This window comes from Streptomyces griseomycini (genome assembly GCF_014203535.1).
Classification (GTDB): domain Bacteria; phylum Actinomycetota; class Actinomycetes; order Streptomycetales; family Streptomycetaceae; genus Streptomyces; species Streptomyces griseomycini.
Window position 1 is genome coordinate 631,749 of record NZ_JACHJI010000004.1, and the last position, 19,488, is coordinate 651,236.

The following is a 19,488-nucleotide window of genomic DNA, read 5'->3' on the forward strand; positions in this document are numbered from 1 at the left end:
GTCCGCCCCTGCCCGCGGGAGGGGACTGCACCGCATGAAGCGGATCACACGCACCGCCGCGCTCACGGTGGGCGCGCTCATCGCCGCCCTCGGCCTGCCGAGCACGGCCGCGCACGCCGACGACGCCTTGCCCCGCGTCGACCTGCGCGTCCTGGTCGTGAGCGACGGCGGCCCGGCCGTGGACGCCGTCGCGGCCGAACTGGAGGCCGCCGGCACGCCGTACACCGAGGTGGACCTGACCCGGTCCGACCGCCCCGCCGTCGACGCGGGCTTCCTCGCCGACACCGTGGACGGACGACCGCGCGCCAGGTACCAGGCAGTGGTCCTGCCCAATGACAACCCGTTCCCGGCCGGCTCGCCCGAGATGGCGGCCCTCGCCGCCTACGAGCGGACCTACGGCATCCCGCAGGTCGACGCCTACACCTACGCGCGTCCGGAGGCGGGCCTGCAGGACCCGGTGCACGGCGGCTACGCCGGCAGCGTCGACGGGGTGCGGGCCGAGGTGACCGCGGCCGGCCGGGCGGGCCCCTTCGGCTACCTGGACGGCCAGGTTCCCTTCGAGGACAACTCGCCCGACGTGAGCGAGAGTTACGCCTACCTGTCGAAGCCGGTGGCCGGCGCGGACTTCACCCCGTACGTCGAGGCCGCGATCCCGGGCCGGACCGGGAAGGGCTCGCTGGTGGGGGAGTACCGGCACGACGGGCGGCGGGAACTCGTCGTCACCTTCGTGTACAACCAGCACCAGCAGCAGTTCCGGCTGCTGGCCCGCGGCATCGTGGACTGGATGACCGGCGGCGTGCACCTGGGCGCCTCCAGGAACTACTTCGCCGTGCACGTCGACGACGTCCTCGCCGCCGACGACCGCTGGGACACGGAGCTGAACTGCACCCCCGGTGACGTCGACTGCCCCGAGGGCGAGGGCACGCCCGACCCGATCCGCATGACCCCCGCCGACGTCGACCACGCCGTCTCCTGGCAGCGCGAGCAGAACTTCACCCTCGACCTCGCCTACAACGGCGCCGGCAGCGTCGACCACCGCGAGGACAACGGCGGAGCCGATCCCCTGGCGGACAGACTCGTCGCCGAACGCGACCGGTTCCGCTGGATCAACCACACCTACACGCACGCCTTCCTCGGCTGCGAGCAGGACACGACGGTGGTGCCCTGGCGGTGCGCCACCCACGCCGACGGCAGCACCAAGTGGGTGAGCCGCACCGCCGTCTCCGACGAGATCGCCACCAACCGCGTCTGGGGCCGGACCGCCGGACTGCCCCTGCACGACGACGAGTTGGTGACCGGTGAGCACTCCGGGCTCAAGGTGCTGCCGCAGCAGCCCGAGGACAACCCCAACCTGGCGCCGGCCCTCGCCGACAACGGCATCGCCTGGCTGGCCTCGGACAACTCCCGCGACCCCGTGCAGCGCCGGGTCGGCCCGGCCACGACCGTCTCGCGCTACCCGATGAACGTCTTCTTCAACGCCGGGCGGGCCGTCGAGCAGGTCGACGAGTACAACTGGATCTACACCGGCCGCGCCCAGGGCGGAAGCGGCATCTGCGAGGACAACCCGGCCACCACGACGTGCCTGCCGGCCCCGCTGGACACCGCCACGGGGTACACCGGGCACATCGTCCCCCTGGAGACCCGGATCGCGCTCGGCCACGTCCTCGCCAACGACCCCAGGCCGCACTTCATCCACCAGTCCAACCTGGCCGAGGACCGCATCGCCTACCCGGTCCTGGACGGCGTGCTCGACGGCTACGAGGCCCTGTTCGCCGACAGCACCCCCGTGGTGAACCTGCGGATGAAGGACATCGGCCGCGAACTCCAGCGCCGCGCCGCCTGGGCCGCCGCCCTGCGGGGCGGCCAGGTCACCGCCCACCGCATCGGCGGCACGGTGACCGTCGAGGCACCGGACGGCACCACCGTCACCGCCACCATGCCCACCGGGACCACCCTCGCGGGCGGGGCGTTCGGCGAGGCGTACGCGGGCCGGGCGTCCGGCTGGACGCCGTCGGCCGGGCAGCCCCTGACCCTCACGCTGCCGTCGTCCGCCACGGCCGGCGCCGACACCGGGCCGGTCCCGTCGCCGAGGACCCGGCCCACGAAGCCGGCCCCGGACACCCGGGTCCCCGCCGGCGTGAGCGACCGCGTCCCGTACACCGCACGCAGCTGAACGGCGCACCGACCAGGGGTCCCGGCCACCGACCCGTGGCCGGGACCGGCACGACCACCCCCGCACCCCGGCCGTGGAGCACACCGATGCACGTTCACCACGGCGCGCGACGCCCCCGCGCGGCGCGCGTCACCCTGCTCACCGAGGGCACCTACCCGCACAGCCACGGCGGCGTGAGCGTCTGGTGCGACCAGCTCGTCCGTGGCATGCCGGACCTCGACTTCGACGTCCTCGCCGTCACCGGCACCGGCCGCGAACCCGTCGTGTGGGACCTGCCCGCGCACGTCTCGCGCGTCCTGACCGTCCCGATGTGGGGAACCCCGCCGGAGGGCCGCCCTCCCCGGGGACGCCGGCGCGACCGCCTCGCCGGTGCCTACGAACAGTTCCTGACGGCGCTGCTCGACCCGTGCGCGGAGAGCGGGTTCGCCCCGGCCCTGTACGCGATGGCGCGGGCCGCCGCCGACGGGACGCTGAGCCCGTTCCTGCGCGGCGACCGGGCGGTCGCCGTGCTGACCGCCGTGTGGAACCGCCGGGGCCTGGCCGTCCGCGAGGCCCGGCCCACGCTGCACGACGCGGTCACCGCCACCGGACTGCTCGAACACGCCCTGCGCCCGCTGTCCGCGCCGCTGCCCGAGGACGGGGTCGCCCACGCGGTCAGCGGGGGCGTCGCCGTCCTGCCCGGACTGGCCGCCCTGGAACGGCACGGCGTCCCCCTGCTGCTCACCGAGCACGGCGTCTACCTCCGTGAGCGCTACCTCGGCTACCGCACCGCCCCCTACCGCTGGCCGGTCAAGGCGGTCGTCCTGGGCTTCTTCCGGCTCCTGGCCGAGGAGGGCTACCGCAGGGCCGCCCTGATCACGCCCGGCAACCGCTACAACCGGCTGTGGGAGGAGGAGGGCGGTGCCGATCCGGCGTCGATCCGCACGGTCTACAACGGGGTGGACCCGGACGCCTTCCCGCCGGCCGGGCCCGAGCCGGACGTGCCGACCCTCAGCTGGGCCGGCCGCGTCGACCCGATCAAGGACCTGGAGACCCTCATCCGGGCCGTCGCCCTGGTCAGGGCGGAACGTCCCGACGTCCGGCTGCGGCTGTTCGGCGGGACGCCGCGGGGCGGGGAGGCCTACCGGGAACGGTGCGAGGCCCTCGCCGCCGGACTCGGCCACGGCGACGCCGTCACCTTCGAGGGCCGCGTCGACGACATCAAGGACGCGTACGCCGCCGGCAACGTCGTGATGCTCTCCAGCATCAGCGAGGGTTTCCCGTTCACCCTGATCGAGGCCATGTCCTGCGGGCGGGCGACGGTCTCCACCGACGTCGGCGGGGTGCGCGAGGCCGTCGGGGACACCGGCCTCGTTGTCCCGCCGCGGGACCCGGCCGCCATGGCCGCCGCCGCGCTGGAACTGCTCGGCGACCCCGTGCGGCGCAGGGCCATGGGGGAGGCGGCCCGGCTCCGGGTGATCGAGCAGTTCACCCTGCGCCGGACCGTCGACACCTTCCGCGCCATCTACCTGGAACTGTCCGGCATCCGGGGAGGACCGGCCGGGGCGGGGACGCGGGACGGCGCGGGGAGCCCGGCACAGCGGCCGTACGGCCCCGCACCCGCGGCCGTACGGCCCCCGGAGGGGCACCCGCACGCTCCGGCACCCACGGCGACGAGGAGCGCGGCCGTATGAGCGGGCCCATGGCGCTGGAACCGGGCGGGACCGGACAGGACACGCTCGCGCTCCGGCTGGCCGGGACCGCCGCCCGGCTGCCGCGGCCCCGCCCCGCCGACGACCCCACCCTCGTCGTGCGGCTGCCGCGGCCCGTCCCGGACCAGGAGGAGGTCGACCGGCTCGCCGCCGCCATGGCCGACCGCATAGGCCCCGCCGTCCACCCCTACGAGGTGGCCGCGCTGCTGGAGGCGGAAGGACTGTCCGCGGACGCCGTCCGGCAGCGCTACGGCCATCCGAACCTGTTCTCCCTGGCCTCCGCGCTGTACGAGCGCGTCCCCCGGGCGTTCCCCGAGCCCGCGCCGGCCCCCGACCCCTGGCGCCCCGACACCGTGCGCTGCCTGCTGCGCGGGGTGCTGTTCGCCCTGCCGGGACTCGCCTACCTGCTCGCCGCACCGCTGTGGCAGGCCGCACGGCACGCCCCCGCCCTCATCGCGGCCGGCGTCGTCTCCTGGGCCTGGGGGCAGGCGCTGGGGCACCGCGCCCACCTGCGCCTGGCGACGGGGCGCCGGGAGGCGGGCCGCACCCTGCTGTCCGGGGCCGGCCTCGGCGCGGCCCTGGCCACGGCGACCGCGGCCGTGGCGTCCGGCGGCGGACCGGTCACCCTGGCCGCCGCCGGGCAGTCGCTGTACCTGGCCGCCGCCGGGGTGCTGCTGGTCCTCGCCCGGGAGCGGCTGCTGCTGGCGGCCCTGACACCGCTGGCGGCCGGCGCCGCGGTGCTGCCGTGGGGGGAGCCCGGCCCCGTGCTGCGCGCCGGTCTGCCCCTGCTGGCGCTGGTGGCCGTGCTCGCCGCCACCGGCCGGTCGCTGCGGGACGTGCTCGGCGCGCCGCCCGCCGCCGGCGCGCGCCGCCCGCCGCTGTCCGCCTCCCTGCCCTACGGACTGTTCGGCCTCGCCGCGGCGCTGCTGGTCCTGCTGGAGGGCCGGCGGCACCCGTACGCCGTGATCGTGCTGACCGTGAGCATGGGGCCGGCCGAGTGGCTGCTGTACCGCTACCGCGGCTGGTCGGTCGCGGCGCTGCGGGCGACCGCCACACCCGCCGCCTTCCTCCTGCGGTCGGCCGGCCTGCTCGGTCTCTGCCTGCTCGCTTACCTCCTGCCGCTGGCGCCCGCGGCCCTCCTCACCGGAGCCGACCCGGCCGCCCTGCTGCTCCTCGCCGCGACGCTGTGGACGGCGTTGCTGCTCCAGGCGTTCGGCGTCGCCTGGCCCGCCGCCCTGATCTGCCTGGCCGCCGCGGGCTGCGCCGCGGTGGTCACCCTGCTGCGTCTGCCACCGGGGCCGGCGGTCCTGCCCCTGTGCTGCGGCGCCGCGGCCCTGTGCCTGTCGGGGTGCGTCCTGCGGCTGCTCGGCAGGCCGGCCGTGCACGCCTGACCGCCCGTGCCCACCGCCCGCGCGGCCTCGCCACGGACCGACGGACGCCGCCTCGCACCACCCGCCCGCCCGACCGACCGGAAGGACACCCGAGTTGACCTCCGCACCGCTCGCCGCCGTCACCGGAGCCGAAGGCTTCATCGGCTCGCACCTCACCGAAGCGCTCGTCGCCTCCGGGCACCGCGTCCGGGCCATGGCCCAGTACAACTCCTTCTCCTCCTACGGGTGGCTGGAGACCCTGTCCCCGGACGTCCTGGACCAGGTGGAGATCGTCCTCGGCGACGTCCGGGACCCCGGCTCGGTGCGCGGCCTGCTCGAAGGAGCCGACTGCGCCTACCACCTGGCCGCGCTCATCGCGATCCCGTACTCGTACCGGGCGCCGCACAGCTACGTGGACACCAACGTCACCGGCACCCTCAACGTGCTCGAGGCGGCACGCCAGTTGGGCACACCGAGGCTGGTGCACACCTCCACCAGCGAGACCTACGGCACCGCGCGGACCGTGCCGATCACCGAGGACCACCCCATCAACACCCAGTCCCCGTACGCCGCCTCGAAGGCGGGCGGGGACCGGCTGGCCGACAGCTACCACGCGAGCTTCGACACCCCGGTGGTGACGCTGCGGCCGTTCAACACCTTCGGGCCGCGCCAGTCGATGCGCGCGGTGATCCCGACCGTCATCGGCCAGGTCGCGGCGGGGGAGCGCACCATCACCCTCGGCGACCTGCGGCCCACGCGGGACTTCACCTACGTCGAGGACACGGCGCGGGCCTTCCTCGCCGTCGGCACCGCACCCGCCGAGCGGGTCGTGGGCCGCACCTTCAACGCCGGGACCGGCGGGGAGATCTCGGTCGGCGACCTCGTCGCGCTGATCGGCAAGGTGATGGACACCGCCCTCGACGTGCGGGAGGACACGGCACGGCTGCGGCCCGCCGGCTCCGAGGTGATGCGGCTGGTCGCCGACGCGAGCCGGCTCGCCGCCGCCACCGGCTGGCGGCCCGCCCGCACGCTGGAGGAAGGACTCGCCCGGACCGTGGAGTTCTTCCGCGACCCGGCCAACCTGGCCCGCTACAAGACCGGCATCTACAACATCTGACCGGCGTCCGGCACGTTCCCGCGGAACACGAAGGATCCGAAGGAGAAGCCCCATGCACGCAGTGATACTGGCAGGAGGCAAGGGCGTCCGGCTGCGGCCCTACACCACGGCCCTCCCCAAGCCGCTCGTCCCCATCGGCGACCAGCACGCCATCCTGGAGATCGTGCTGCGCCAGCTCTCCACGGCCGGCTTCACCCACTGCACCATCGCCATCGGCCACCTCGGCGAGATCATCCGCGCCTACGTCGGCGACGGCTCCCAGTGGGGCATGACCGTCGACTACGCCACCGAGGAGAGCCCCCTGGGCACCATGGGCCCCCTGCTCACCCTGCGCGAGCGGCTGCCCGAGACCTTCCTGGTGATGAACGGCGACGTCCTGACCGACCTCGACTACGCCGACGTCCTGAACCGGCACCGGGAGTCCGGCGCCCCGCTGACCATCGCGACCTACGCCCGCAAGGTCCACATCGACTTCGGCGTACTGACCACGCGGGCGGGCGAGGTCGTCGCCTTCACCGAGAAACCCAGCATGGACTACCGGGTCTCCATGGGCGTCTACGGGCTGTCCCGCTCGACGCTCGAGGGCTACACGCCCGGCCTGCCGCTGGGCTTCGACGAACTCGTCCTGGACCTCCTCGCCGCCCGGCGCCCGCCGCACGCCTACGAGTTCGACGGGTACTGGCTGGACATCGGACGCCCGGACGACTACGACCGGGCGAACGCGGAGTTCACCACCCGCAAGTCCCTGCTGCTCAAGGGAGCCTGAACACCCCATGCGCGTTCTCGTCCTGGGCCGTACCGGCTACCTGGGCCGCCACGTCGTCGCACACCTGCGCGGCCTGCCGGACGCACAGCTGCCCGCGGCCGGCCGCTCACCCGGCGCCGGTCTGCGCATCGACCTGGCCGGCGACCCCCCGGACCGGCTGGCGGAGACCCTGGCCGAGGCCGCGCCCGACGCCGTGGTCAACTGCGCGGGCGCGACCGGTGGGGACCCGGTCACCCTGGCCGAGGTCAACGCCCGCGGCCCCGCCGCCCTGTGCGCCGCACTGCGGCGGGCCGCTCCCCGGGCGCGCCTGGTGCACCTGGGGTCGGCCGCCGAGTACGGCCCCGGGGAACCGGGCACCAAGGCGACGGAGGAGGCGGCGACCCGCCCGCTCGGACCGTACGGCGCGACCAAGCTCGCGGGCACGGCGGCGGTGTCGGCCTCCGGCCTGGACGCGGTGGTGCTGCGGGTGGGCAACCCGGTGGGGCCGGGCGCACCGCCCACGGGGCTGCCCGGCCGGGTCGCCGCCCTGCTGCGCGAGGCCGGCCCGGGCCCGGAGGAGGTGCTGCGGCTCGGCGACCTGTCCGCGTACCGCGACTTCGTCGACGTGCGCGACGTCGCGCGCGCGGCGGTGCTCGCCGTCACGGCGGCCGGGCCCCTGCCGCCCGTCCTCAACATCGGCGGCGGCGAGGCGGTCCGGGTGCGCGAGCTGGTGCACCGGCTGGCCCGCCGGGCCGGTTTCGGGGGACGGATCGAGGAGGCCGCGGGGGGATCGGCCCGCTCGGCGGCGGTGTCGTGGCAGTGCTCCGACATCACGGCGGCGGGCGAGGCGCTGGGCTGGCGCCCCTCGTACACCCTCGAGGAGTCGCTGGCCGCGCTGTGGGCGGACGGCGGCACGGGCGCCGGCGGCGCGGAGGGCGGCCGCGCGCCATGAGCCTGCTGATCCCCCTGTACGTCCACCCGGCCGAGGACCCGGGCGCCTGGCACCGGCTCGTCACGGCCGCCGCCCGCACCCACGCGGTCGTGCTCAACCCCGCGAGCGGCCCCGGGACCGGCCCGGACCGGGCCTTCGCGGCGGCCGCGGACGCGCTGCGGGCGGCGGGCGCACGGCTGCTCGGCTACGTGGACACCGCCTACGGCGCGCGGGACCCGGCCGCGGTCACCGCCGACGCGCGCCGGCACCGGGAGTGGTACGCGGTCGACGGCTGCTTCCTGGACCGGGTGACCGCGGGACCGGACGGCCTGCCGGGCTACCGGAGGCTGGTCCGCTCGCTGCGCCGGGCCGGCGCGCGGACCGTCGTGCTCAACCCGGGCGTGGAGCCGGCGCCCGGCTACGTCCGCCTCGCCGACCTGACCGTCACCTTCGAGGGTCACTGGTCCACGTACGTCTCCGCGTTCAGCCGCTCCGCCCGGACGGCCCGGCACCCGCCGGAACGGCTCTGCCACCTCGTCTACGGCGTGCCCGCAGCGCTCGTGTCCCTGGCCGTACGCACCGCGCAGGACCGCGGCGCGGGGGTCTGCGGCCCCGTGACCGGCGAGCTGCCCAATCCCTGGGCCGAACTGACCCCGGCCCTGCTCGAGAGCGTGCCCGAGGAGCGAGGATGAGCAGGACGACCCCGCCGTACGCGCCCCTCCCGGCCGCACTGGCCGCGCTGGCCGCACTGGCCGCCGCCCTCCTGACCGGGTGCTCCGGTCCGGGCGACGGCAGGGGCGCGGACGCCCGGCCCGGTCCGGCCCGCACCCCGCACGCCCCCGGCGAGGAGCGGTGGCGCCCGCGCCCCGGGCTCGCCTGGCAGTGGCAGCTCGACGGCAGGGTCGACCCGTCGGCCGAGGTGCCCGTCTACGACATCGACGGCTTCGAGAACACCGCGGCGGACGTGGCCCGCCTGCACCGCGAGGGCCGCAAGGTGATCTGCTACGTCAACGTCGGCGCCTGGGAGGACTTCCGGCCCGACCGGGACGCGTTCCCGCGCTCCGTCCTCGGCCGGCCCGACGGCTGGCGGGGCGAGCGCTGGCTGGACATCCGCCGGATCCCCGTGCTGAAGCCGATCATGGAACGACGCTTCGACATGTGCCGGGACAAGGGCTTCGACGCGGTGGAACCGGACCTGGTGGAGGGCTACGCCCATGACACCGGGTTCCCGCTCACCGCCGCCGACCAGCTCCGCTACAACCGCATGATCGCGGACATCGCCCACCGGCGCGGCCTGTCGGTGGGCCTCAAGAACGACCTGCCGCAGATCCCGCAGCTCGTGGACGACTTCGACTTCGCCGTCAACGAGGAGTGCGCGCAGTACGGCGAGTGCGCCGACCTCACCCCGTTCATCGAGGCCGGCAAGGCGGTCTTCCACGTGGAGTACGCGGAGCCGACCGGCGAGTTCTGCGCCGCCTCCCGCGAGCTGGGGCTGTCGTCCATGCGGAAGGAGCCGGAGCTGGGGGCGTGGCGGGACCCGTGCTGACCCGGCGGCTCCCCCCTCCCCCCGGGACCCGTCGGTGCGCCGCCGGGCACGCGGGAGACGCATTCGCGTGAGCGAAGAATAAATCGTAGTACCCAAACTGAAAGTACGAAAATAGGCCGAATGGCTGGACGGCGGGGGTCCCAATCGGGGAGACTTTCCTCAACAGGCCTTTTTTCAGGCCTAGTTGGCCAACAACAACACAAGTACGGGGGAGAACATGACAGGACTTGCCCACCGTTGGTCGGCGCGCGCAGCAGGTGCGGCGACCGCGGCGTTGCTGATCGTCGGCAGTGCGGCCGGCACCGCGTTCGCTGCTGAGACCGACCGCACGGCCGTTCGCGCCGATGGGTACGAGCCCACGTTCGACGTCACCGCGCAGTACGCGGTGGTCGCGACCACGCACCCTGACGCCGAGGGCTGTGGTGGTTTCGAGGTGGTCGGGACGGGGACCGCCACCGGCAAACCGATCGACAGCGGCACCTGGACGCAGGACGAGGAGGCGTGCACCGTGACCGTCCCCGGCAAGTACGACATCAAGGGGACGGCGACGATCACGGAGAGCGACGGCGACGAGCTCAACGTCAGCTACCAGCTCACCGCGCCGATGACGGGGGACACCCGCGTCTACCCGACCGGCACGTTCAAGATCACTGGTGGCACCGGCGAGTACCAGTTCGCGACCGGCAGCGGCAAGATGAACGCCTGGGTGAACCTGCTGGACCACGACAACGTCTCCTGCAGGCTGATGGGAGAGATCAAGTACCTGGGCTGACCCTGACCGTCGGTCAGGCGGCGGCGGGTGACGGCGTGGTGCCGTCACCCACCGCCGGAGCCGACTCCGCCGTCGGAGCCGGCTCCGCGCGTGGGCGTCCCCGCTCCTTTCCCGCCCCCGGTGTCCCGGCCTTCCCGGGCCCGGGTGCGGAACGGGGAGCGGGGCCGCCGCTTCCGAAGCCCCCGAAGACCGCGTTCCTGCACGCGTGGCAGCCGCCGTTCGACGCCGGGGGCACCTTCTGACTGCGCACCTCCAGGGGGCCGCACCATGAAGAGCACGATGCAGGACCGCGAGCTGCTGGTCCGCGACATCCTCGCGCACGGGCAACGCGTCTACGGGGACAGCCGGGTGGTGCGATGCGCCGACGGGCCGGCCGCACGGTCCTCGCAGACCTTCGCCGACATCGCCGACCAGGCCGAGCGACTGGCCGCGGCCCTGACCCGACTGGGCGTGCGGCCCGGTGAGCGGGTCGCCACGCTGGCCTGGAACACCCCCGAGCACCTGGTGGCGTACCTCGCCGTGCCGAGCATGGGCGCAGTGCTGCACACCCTCAACCTGCGGCTCCACCACGACCAGCTGGGGTACATCGTCGAGCACGCCGAGGACGCCTTCCTCCTGGTCGACGCGACCCTGCTGGACATGCTCGCACCCCTGCGGGACCGGCTGGGCGGCGTACGGCACGTGGTCGTCATCGGCGGCGCGCCGGAGGTGGACCTGCCCGGGCACATCACCGTCCACCGCTGGGACGAACTGCTGGCGGCCGAGCGGCCCGGCTTCGTCTGGCCCGACCTGGACGAGCGGGAAGCGGCGGCGCTCTGCTACACGACCGGCACCACCGGCGACCCCAAGGGCGTGGCCTACAGCCACCGCTCGATCTCCCTGCACACGCTCGGCGTCTCGGCCAGCGCCGGTTTCGCGATGCACGACGGCGACCGCGTCCTGCCGATCGTGCCGATGTTCCACGCCAACGCCTGGGGCTGGCCGTACGCCGCCTGGCTGGCGGGCTCCGACCTGATCATGAACGGACGGCTGCTGCACACCCCGGACCTGGCCCGGGTCATCAACGAGGAGCGGCCCACCGCGGTGGCGGCGATCTGCACGATCTGGAACAGCCTGGTGCGCCACGGCGAGCAGCACCCGCTGGACCTGAGCAGCGTACGGCTCGCGGGCTGCGGCGGCGCGACCCCGCCGCGTGCCCTGCTCCAGCAGCTCAAGGACCGCTACGGGGTCCGCCTGAAGCAGGGCTGGGGACTGACCGAGACCAGCCCCCTGGCCACCTTCGCGGTCCCCCCGCACGGCACCCCGGACGAGGACGAGGTCGACTGGCTCGCCAAGAGCGGCCGGGTGATGCCCTACGTCGAGGTGCGGCTGATCGGGGAGGACGGCAGCGAGCAGCCGTGGGACGGGACCTCGGTGGGTGAACTGGAACTGCGGGGGCCGTGGGTCACCGGGTCGTACTTCAACACCGAGGACTCCCCGGAGAAGTTCCACGACGGCTGGCTGCGCACCGGTGACCTGGGAGTGATCGAGCCGGGCGGCTGGGTGGTGGTCAGTGACCGGCTCAAGGACGGCATCAAGAGCGGCGGCGAGTGGATCTCCACCATCGAGCTGGAGAACGCGATCACCGAGCACCCCGCGGTGCTGGAGGCGGTCGTGGTCGGTGTGCCCGATCCGCGCTGGGAGGAACGCCCGCTGGCCTGCGTGTCGTTGGTGCCGGGCGCCGAGATCGGCGGGGACGGGCTGCGGGAGTTCCTGGCCGGGCGGGTGGCGCGCTGGTGGATACCGGAGCGGTGGTCGTTCGTGGACGCGGTGCCCAAAACCAGTGTCGGAAAGTACGACAAGCGGTCGGTGCGGACGTTGTACGCGGAAGGGGCGCTGGACGTCTGGCTCCCCCGCGACTCCGACGCCCAGGTGCCCACGGAGTCCGGGCCGCCTCAGGAGTGAACGGCGGTGCGGCGCCCCGGACCACCCGGAGCGCCGCCTCCCGTACGCCTCAGGCCGCCGTCCGGTGCGCCGCCTCGGCCAGCAACTCCCGCTGCTGGTCGGGGCCGAGTCCCAGCTCCCGGACCAGCCGGAGGGTCAGCACCAGCCGGGCCTGGATCGTCGTCTCGGGATCGAGGTGATCACCGCCGGGTGCCGTGCCCCCGTCCAGGCCGTCGGCGACCAGGCGTTCGAGGAACGCCGGGTCGAAGTCCTCCGCGCCGGCCTCCAGCGAGCCGAGGACGTCCGCGACGTAATCGCTGATCTCCTGCGGTGTCGCGCCCTGCGGGAAGCGGCGGCGGGCCGCGAGCCCGAAGGCGGCGCCGACCGCCTGCCCGTAGCTCGGGTCGGTGGGGTCGAGGGCGGCGGATTTCTGCGCGAACCCGATGAAGTCGAACGCCAGCAGTGCGCCCAGCACCTCGAGTTCCGCGGAGGTGACGTCGGTCATGACGGCTCGCCTTCTGCCGTGGGAGAAGCGGTCGTGGTGCCGTGGGCGGCGGCGATCGCCGCCACGACGCGTTCGGCGTCCCGGCCGACGAAGCCGATCAGCGCCGAGCCGCGGGTGCGCATCCGGTACAGGCCCAGGTAGTAACTGCCGGGCAGCGCCCCCGTGCCCTCGGTGTGCCGGGGCTGCCCGGAGTCGTCGAGCATCTCCGGGTCGAGCCAGCCCCAGTCGGTGCGGTAGCCGGTCGCCCAGATCACCGAGGACGGCTTGACGCGCTCGCCGTCCGCGACCAGCAGCTCGGCGCCCTCGGCCGCGGTGATCCGGCCCACCGTCCGGATCCGGCCCTCCGCGACGAGCTCGGGCACCCGGTCACCGACGACCGGGTCGGGCGCCTGCATGTTCACCGGCAGGCTCATCACGCCGAGGACGCTCATCCACCAGAACATGTCCCGTCCGAGGACGGTCTGCGGCAAGGGCGGTGAGACGGCGTCGCTGCAGCTGAGCACCACATCGTGGGTCCCGGCCAGCTCCACGGCTATCTGCCGGCCGGAGTTGCCGTCGCCGACGATCACCACGGTGCCCGGCGGCACCTGGGCGGGGCCGCGGTAGTCGCTGGTGTGCAGGGCGGGCACGTCCGGACTCAGCCCGGCGGCGAACTCCGGAACCCGGGGGGTCCCGAACGCGCCGGTCGCGATCACGACCCGGTCGGCCCGGCAGTCGCCGTGCGCGGTGGTCAGCAGGTAGCCGTCACCGTCCCTGCGCAGCGACAGCACCCGGTGGTCGGTCAGCACGGGGAGGTCGAACCGCTCGGCGTAGTCGCGCAGGTACGCCACGACCTCGTCCTTGCCCGGGTAGCGCGCACCGTGGCCGGGGAAGGGCAGCCCCGGCAGCCCGGAGAACTGCGCGGACGTGAACAGCGTCAGCGAGTCCCAGCGGCGCTGCCAGGTCTCGCCGACCTCGCTCCCCGCGTCGAGCAGCACGCACCGTATGCCGGCCTGCCGCAGGTAGTACCCGGCGGCGAGTCCGGACTGTCCCGCTCCGACGACGGCGACCGGCACGGTGGCCGGCAACGCGCTCATCGGCTCGCTCCGGCGCCGGAGCCGGCCGGAGCCGGCCGGCGGCCGACGGCCCCGGTCCGCTCCTCGGCGGGGATGACGCTGGTCGGCCGCCGTTTCGGATCGGCCTGATCAATTCGCATACCGGATGTCCTCACTTCGTGGACCTGGATCCCGCCGGCCCCGCAGGACCGGTCCGGGGGGGGGGGGGGGGGCGGGCGGGGCGCCCGGCGGCGCCCCCGCGGGCGGCGGGGGGGGCGGGGGGGGCGAGCCCCCCGGAGAAGCGGCCCGGCCGGTTCGGGTCAGTCGGCGTCGAGAGCCCGGCGCAGCTCACCGACCAGGACGCGCAGCCGCTCGCCGCGCATCACCGTGTAGTGGTCGCCGGGTACGTCGACGAGGGCGGCGTCGCCGGGGAAGTACTCCATCCAGCGGGACGCGGTCTCGACCGTCGCGCCGCCGTCGGCGGCCCGCAGCGACACCACCCGGCCGGCGAAGCTGCTGGGCGCGTAGCGCAGGAGGGCCCGGTAGTTGTCGCGGAACCGGCCGACGATACGGCTCAGCGTGTCGAGGTCGATGTCGTCGGACAACGCTCCCGCGGCACGGGCCTCGGTGTGCAGCACCTGCACCGGCGGGCGGCCGTCGAACGCCTCGGGCGGCAGCTCCCAGTCCACTCCGGCCAGCCCCGCCAGGTCCCGGGCGAACCAGGACAGCAGCACCTCGTCGGAGACGGGCGCGCCCTCCGCCGGCCCGGGCCGCTCCATCAGGTCGATCACGGCCAGCAGGTCCACCTCGGCGCCCGCCGCGGTGAGCTGGGCCGCCATCTCCAGGGCGATCACCCCGCCCATCGACCAGCCGCCGAGCCGGTACGGGCCGTCGGGCAGCGCCTCGCGGACCGCCGCGACGTAGTGGGCGGCCATGTCCTCGACGGTGAGCAGTTCCGCGTCCGGCAGCTGAAGCGCGTAGAACGGCTGGTCGTCACCGAGGAGTTCCGCGAGCTCGGCGTAGCAGAGCACGTCGCCGCCGACCGGGTGGACGAACACCAGCGGAGTCCGCGAGCCGGTGGTGCGCACCGGTACCAGCGCCCTGCGTCGGTCCTCGCCGCCGTCGGCTTCCCGGACCGCCTGGGCGAGCAGTTCGATGGTCGGCCGGGCGAAGAGGCTGGACAGCGGCAGGCTGCGGCCCAGACCGCGGGCGATCCTGGACATCAGCCGCACCGCGAGCAGCGAGTCCCCGCCGAGTTCGAAGAAGCTCGCCCTCACCCCTATCTCGGTCACGCCGAAGAACTCCGCCCATATCTCCGCGAGCCGGCGCTCCACGTCGTCGCGGGGCGCGACGAAGCCGGCGCCTTCGGCCGCGACCTCGTCGGGTGCGGGCAGTGCCGCCCGGTCGACCTTCCCGTTGTCGCTGAGCGGCAGTTCGTCCAGGACGAGGATGCGCTGCGGCACCAGGTGCTGCGGGACCACCTGGCGCAGTGCCTCGGTGATCTGCTGCTCGGTGTCGTCGCGCCCGTCGTCGAGGACGACGTACGCGATCAGCCGCTTGGGCCCGTGCTGCTCGCCCGCCGCGACGACCGCGGCGGCCCGTACCCCCTCGCACTGGGTGAGGGAGGCTTCCACCTCGCCCAGTTCGATGCGGTAGCCCTGGACCTTGACCTGGAAGTCCTGTCGGCCGAGGAACTCGATGGTGCCGTCCGGCAGGAAGCGTCCCAGGTCGCCGGTGCGGTAGAGGCGCTCCCCGGTGACCGGGTGGTGCAGGAAGGCGGCGCGGGTCTTGGCCTCGTCGTTCAGGTAGCCGCGGGCCAGACCGGTCCCGGCGATGTAGAGGTCGCCCGGCACCCACACGGGGCGGGGCCGCATCGCGCCGTCGAACACGTAGAAGCGCTGGTTCCGCATCGCCTTGCCGTAGGGAATGCTCACCTGGTCGTCCCGGACCTCCCCGATGGGGTGCAGGATCGACCAGATCGACGCCTCGGTGGCGCCGCCGAGGCTCCACAGCTCGGCGTCCGGCAGCAGCAGCCGGATCCGGCCGGGCAGCGTCACCGGGATCCAGTCCCCGCTCATCATGACCAGCCGCAGCGGCAGCCCGGTGAGCCGGTTCGCGAGGGCGTGCTCGGTGAACATCTCCATCAGCGCGGGCACGCTGTTCCAGATGGTCACCCCGTGCTCGGCGACGAGCTCCGCCCAGCGGGCGGGTTCGCGGTGCGCGGCCGGTTCGGGCAGGACGAGGGCGCCGCCCACCGACAGCGGGCCGAAGACGTCGTAGACCGACAGGTCGAAGTTCAGCGCGGACAGTCCGAGGGCCCGGTCCGCCGCGGTGACGCGGTAGCGCTCGTTGACGTCGACCACCGTGTTCAGGGCCGCGCCGTGCTCGATCATCACGCCCTTGGGCAGCCCGGTGGAGCCCGAGGTGAAGATCACGTAGGCGAGGTCGGTGGGCTTGGCGCCGGACGGGCCGAGCGGGCGCTCCTCGCCCTCGTCGTCGGCCCGCACCACGGTCCTGACCACGTTCTGCGGCCAGTCGGCCGTGTCGTCCACCCAGGGCTGGGTGACGACACGGCTGATCCCGGCGCTGTCCAGCAGCACGTGCAGCCGCTCGGCGGGCACCCGGGCGTCGATCGGGACGTACGCCGCCCCGGCCCGCAGGATGCCGAGGGCCGCGACGACCTGCTCCCAGCCCTTGTCCATGACGATCGCCACCAGGTCGCCGGGGCCGGCCCCCTGGGCGAGCAGCCGGTGCCCCACCCGGTTGGACCTGCGGTCGAGGTCCGCGTACGTCAGGGTCAGCGCCTGCGAGATGACCGCGGGCGCGTCGGGCGTGGCCGCGGCCCGGGCGAGGACCGCGTCGTGCAGCAGCCCGTCGGGTACGGGCCCGTCGGTCGCGTTGGCCGCGGCCCGTACGTCCAGGTCGGCGGCCGGTGCGAGGACGGGCCTGGGCCGCTGCCAGGCCGCCGGGTCGCGGGACAGGTCGTGCAGCATCCGCAGGTAGGCGGCGAACATGGCGTCGACGCAGCCCGCCGGGAACAGCTCCTCGATCACGTCCCAGTTCAGGACGAGCTCACCGGCCTCCTCGACCGCCTGGTGGTCCAGCCACACCTGCGGGGTGCGGACCGAGCTGCTCACCTGACGGCCGTTCTCACCGATCCCGGCCAGGTACTGCACGACTCCGCGCCGCTCGGCGTCCTGCTGGCCCGTGAGGTTCACCAGGCTGGTGAAGACGACCGGCGCGGCGGCCCGCACGGAGGCGCCGCGGGCCCGGTTCAGTTCCCTGAGCACCTGCACACCGCTGACCTGGCTGTGCTCCATGTCGCTCCACAGCTGGCGCTGGACCTCGGCGGCGCGGGTGGCGAACGCGTCGCCGGCCGAGTCGTGGATCTCCAGCATCAGGGTGGTGGAGAAGTTGCCGATGACGTCGCCGACCTGCGGGTGCAGCGGCAGCCGGTTGAAGAACAGCAGGTTCAGCGAGAAGTCGGGAGTGGCGCTCCACTCCGCGATCACCTGCGAGTACGCGGTGCACAGGGCCGCGGAGGCACTGACCCCGGCTGTCGCCGCGTGCTCCTTGAACCGGGCCCAGTCCTCCTTCGACAGGGTCGCGCCACGGTGATCGAACACCGGCCGGTCCAGACTCGACGGGTCCGCGGCCAGGGGCAGCTGGGGTGCGGGCGGCAGGGTGTCGAGCCGGTCCCGCCAGTAGGCGAGCGCCCGCTCGTACTCGGGGCCGCTCTCCAGGGCGCGGGCCTGCTGGACGTAGTCCCGGTAGCGCAGCCGCAGTTCGGGCAGCGTCTCACCGCGGTAGTGCGCGGCCCACTCCCTGAACAGGATCGACGTGCTGAAACCGTCGATGATCAGGGCGTCGAAGCCGGTGTGCAGCCGTATCACCCGGTCGTCGATCCGGGTCACCCGCACGTCGAACAGCGGCCAGCGGGTGGTGTCGAAGACCTGGTGCCGCATCTCCTCGTGGACGGCGGCCAGTGCGGCTTCGCGCTCGGCCGGGGCCAGGGAGGAGACGTCGGTCTCACGGATCACGTAGGCCGGGACATCGCGCTGTATGCGCTGCTCGCCCTCGGCGGTGAAGACCGCCCGCAGCATGTCGTGGCGTTCGATCATCGCGCGGAAGGACGCGCCGAGCCGGTCCAGGTCCACGTTCTCCAGGTCGATCTCGGTCTGGAAGTAGGTGGAGGTGTTGCCGAGTTCGAAGGCGTCGCCGCGGCCCACGAGGTACGCCTGCTGGAGGTCGGTCAGGCCGAACGGCTCGTAGCGCTCCGCGTCGTCCCCGGGCGCCACGGTGGCTCCGCCGTCGCCCTGCGGGGTCTCTGCCGCGGTTCCGGCGCCGAGGGCGGCGAGCACCTCCTCGGCGATGTCGTCGGTGCTGCGGCCGTCGAGGAACGCCGTCATCGGCAGCAGGACGTCGAACTCCCGGTTCAGCGCCGTCCGGATCTTCATCGCGATCAGTGAGTCCAGGCCGAGCGCCTGCAACGACTGCTGGGCGTCGAGCCGGGCCGCCGTGGTGCCCAGCGCCTGGGCGACGGTCCGGGTCACGAGGGCCCGCGTCGCCTCGGGTGTCACGGCGGGTGTCGTCTCGGGCGTGTCGGCCGGGGCCGCCGGAACGTCGGCCGGCCGGTGCGGTGCGGGGACCGCCGCGGGTGTGCGTACGGCCGTGGGCACGTGCTCGGCCGTGGGGACCTGTACGGCCGCGGGATCCGCCGCGGGCCGGGCCGGGGCGGGGGCGAAGCGTACCCCGTCGGCCTCGGCGACCAGCCGGCCGTGTGCGCCGAGGAGCCGGATGCGCGCCCGGGCGCCGCCGTCGAACAGTTCGGCGTGACATCGCAGCCCGTCCTGGGAGCCACCGCGGTGGTAGTGGACGAAGCGGTCGAGACCGACCGGCACGAGGGCCGGGCCGTCCGCGGGGAAGCAGGCCAGCGCGGTCTGGAACATCGCGTCGACCAGTCCCGGGTGTATCAGGTAGGGCTCCGTCTCGCCGGGCGCGGCGGACCGGATCTCGGCGGTGGCCTCGCCCCGGTTGATCACGATCCGCTCCACCCAGCGGGCGGCGGAGCCCAGATAGAGGGCGCGCTGCCACAGCAACCGGTACAGCTCGTCGCCGGTCAGCTCGCGGCCCGACCCGACCGGTGCGAGCGTCACCGTGGGGGCGGTCGACGCGCCCGACCGGGCCCGGCCCTGCGCGTGCAACTGCCAACCACCGGCCCGGTCCTGCGCGTAGTAGCGGAACCGCCCGTCGTCCACGACGAGTTGGGCAGTGCGCAGGGCAGCCGGCGAGCGGTCCTCGCCGACCGGTTCGAGTACCAGGTCGGCGGGCAGCTCCAGGTCCTCCACGGACACCGGTCCCGGCCCGGAGAGTTCGACGACCGCCTCGATCAGCGACTCCACGAACACCCCGGCGCTGACCACCGGCCGCCCGCCCACCACGAAGTCGCCGAGGCTGGGATGCGCCACGGGATCGAGCCGCGGGGCGAACTGCGCCTGCGCGAGCGGCGTCGACGGCAGCCGTACGCCCAGCAGGCCCACCGGCTCGGCAGGTCGCTCCACCGGGCGCGGCGCGGTCCGCGGGACGGCGGGTTCGGGTGTGAGCCAGTAGCGCCGGCGTTGGAAGGGGTAGGGGGGTAGTTCGACGGTGTGGGCGTGGTGGGGTTTCAGGAGGGTGGGCCA

General features: G+C 74.2%; 13 protein-coding genes. 10 read left to right on the plus strand and 3 right to left on the minus strand.

Annotation, left to right across the window (positions count from 1 at the left end; all coding sequences use genetic code 11):
- Positions 1-34 precede the first annotated feature (34 nt).
- From FHS37_RS14595 to FHS37_RS14640, 10 genes are all read left to right on the plus strand, one after another.
- Complete coding sequence (locus FHS37_RS14595; RefSeq protein WP_184821081.1) at positions 35-2,173, plus strand: hypothetical protein; 2,139 nt, start codon at positions 35-37, stop codon at positions 2,171-2,173.
- A gap of 86 nt (positions 2,174-2,259) precedes the next feature.
- A complete protein-coding gene (gene pelF / locus FHS37_RS14600; protein WP_184821083.1) occupies positions 2,260-3,846 on the plus strand; it encodes a GT4 family glycosyltransferase PelF in 1,587 nt (528 codons plus the stop codon).
- Complete coding sequence (locus FHS37_RS14605) at positions 3,843-5,255, plus strand: hypothetical protein (protein WP_184821085.1); 1,413 nt, start codon at positions 3,843-3,845, stop codon at positions 5,253-5,255. Before pelF ends, FHS37_RS14605 begins: the two co-directional genes overlap by 4 nt.
- 94 nt (positions 5,256-5,349) lie before the next feature.
- Positions 5,350-6,351: a GDP-mannose 4,6-dehydratase gene (locus FHS37_RS14610; protein ID WP_184821087.1), complete on the plus strand. Its 1,002-nt coding sequence runs from the start codon at positions 5,350-5,352 to the stop codon at positions 6,349-6,351.
- Between the two features lie 52 nt (positions 6,352-6,403).
- The gene (locus FHS37_RS14615; protein WP_184821089.1) at positions 6,404-7,117 is read left to right on the plus strand and encodes a nucleotidyltransferase family protein; all 714 of its coding nucleotides are present in this window, start codon (positions 6,404-6,406) and stop codon (positions 7,115-7,117) included.
- Between the two features lie 7 nt (positions 7,118-7,124).
- Positions 7,125-8,048, plus strand: a complete 924-nt coding sequence (locus FHS37_RS14620) for an NAD-dependent epimerase/dehydratase family protein (protein WP_184821091.1) — start codon at positions 7,125-7,127, stop codon at positions 8,046-8,048.
- Positions 8,045-8,719, plus strand: a complete 675-nt coding sequence (locus FHS37_RS14625) for a spherulation-specific family 4 protein (protein ID WP_184821093.1) — start codon at positions 8,045-8,047, stop codon at positions 8,717-8,719. The genes FHS37_RS14620 and FHS37_RS14625 overlap by 4 nt, the downstream gene beginning before the upstream one ends.
- Positions 8,716-9,573: an endo alpha-1,4 polygalactosaminidase gene (locus tag FHS37_RS14630; RefSeq protein ID WP_184821095.1), complete on the plus strand. Its 858-nt coding sequence runs from the start codon at positions 8,716-8,718 to the stop codon at positions 9,571-9,573. The genes FHS37_RS14625 and FHS37_RS14630 overlap by 4 nt, the downstream gene beginning before the upstream one ends.
- Positions 9,574-9,790: 217 nt before the next feature.
- Entirely contained in the window at positions 9,791-10,345 is a 555-nt protein-coding gene (locus FHS37_RS14635; protein ID WP_184821097.1) for a hypothetical protein, read from the plus strand.
- 267 nt (positions 10,346-10,612) lie between these two features.
- Positions 10,613-12,289, plus strand: coding sequence for a long-chain fatty acid--CoA ligase (locus tag FHS37_RS14640; RefSeq protein ID WP_184821099.1), 1,677 nt, complete (start codon positions 10,613-10,615; stop codon positions 12,287-12,289).
- Between the two features lie 49 nt (positions 12,290-12,338).
- Here FHS37_RS14640 and FHS37_RS14645 read toward each other — a convergent pair whose 3' ends face one another.
- The 3 genes from FHS37_RS14645 to FHS37_RS14655 all read right to left on the minus strand — a co-directional run bounded on the left by FHS37_RS14645 (position 12,339) and on the right by FHS37_RS14655 (position 19,368).
- A complete protein-coding gene (locus FHS37_RS14645; RefSeq protein ID WP_184821101.1) occupies positions 12,339-12,773 on the minus strand; it encodes a hypothetical protein in 435 nt (144 codons plus the stop codon).
- Positions 12,770-13,849: a flavin-containing monooxygenase gene (locus FHS37_RS14650; protein WP_184821103.1), complete on the minus strand. Its 1,080-nt coding sequence runs from the start codon at positions 13,847-13,849 to the stop codon at positions 12,770-12,772. Before FHS37_RS14650 ends, FHS37_RS14645 begins: the two co-directional genes overlap by 4 nt.
- 278 nt (positions 13,850-14,127) lie before the next feature.
- Positions 14,128-19,368: a non-ribosomal peptide synthetase gene (locus FHS37_RS14655; protein WP_221499753.1), complete on the minus strand. Its 5,241-nt coding sequence runs from the start codon at positions 19,366-19,368 to the stop codon at positions 14,128-14,130.
- Between the last annotated feature and the right edge of the window lie 120 nt (positions 19,369-19,488).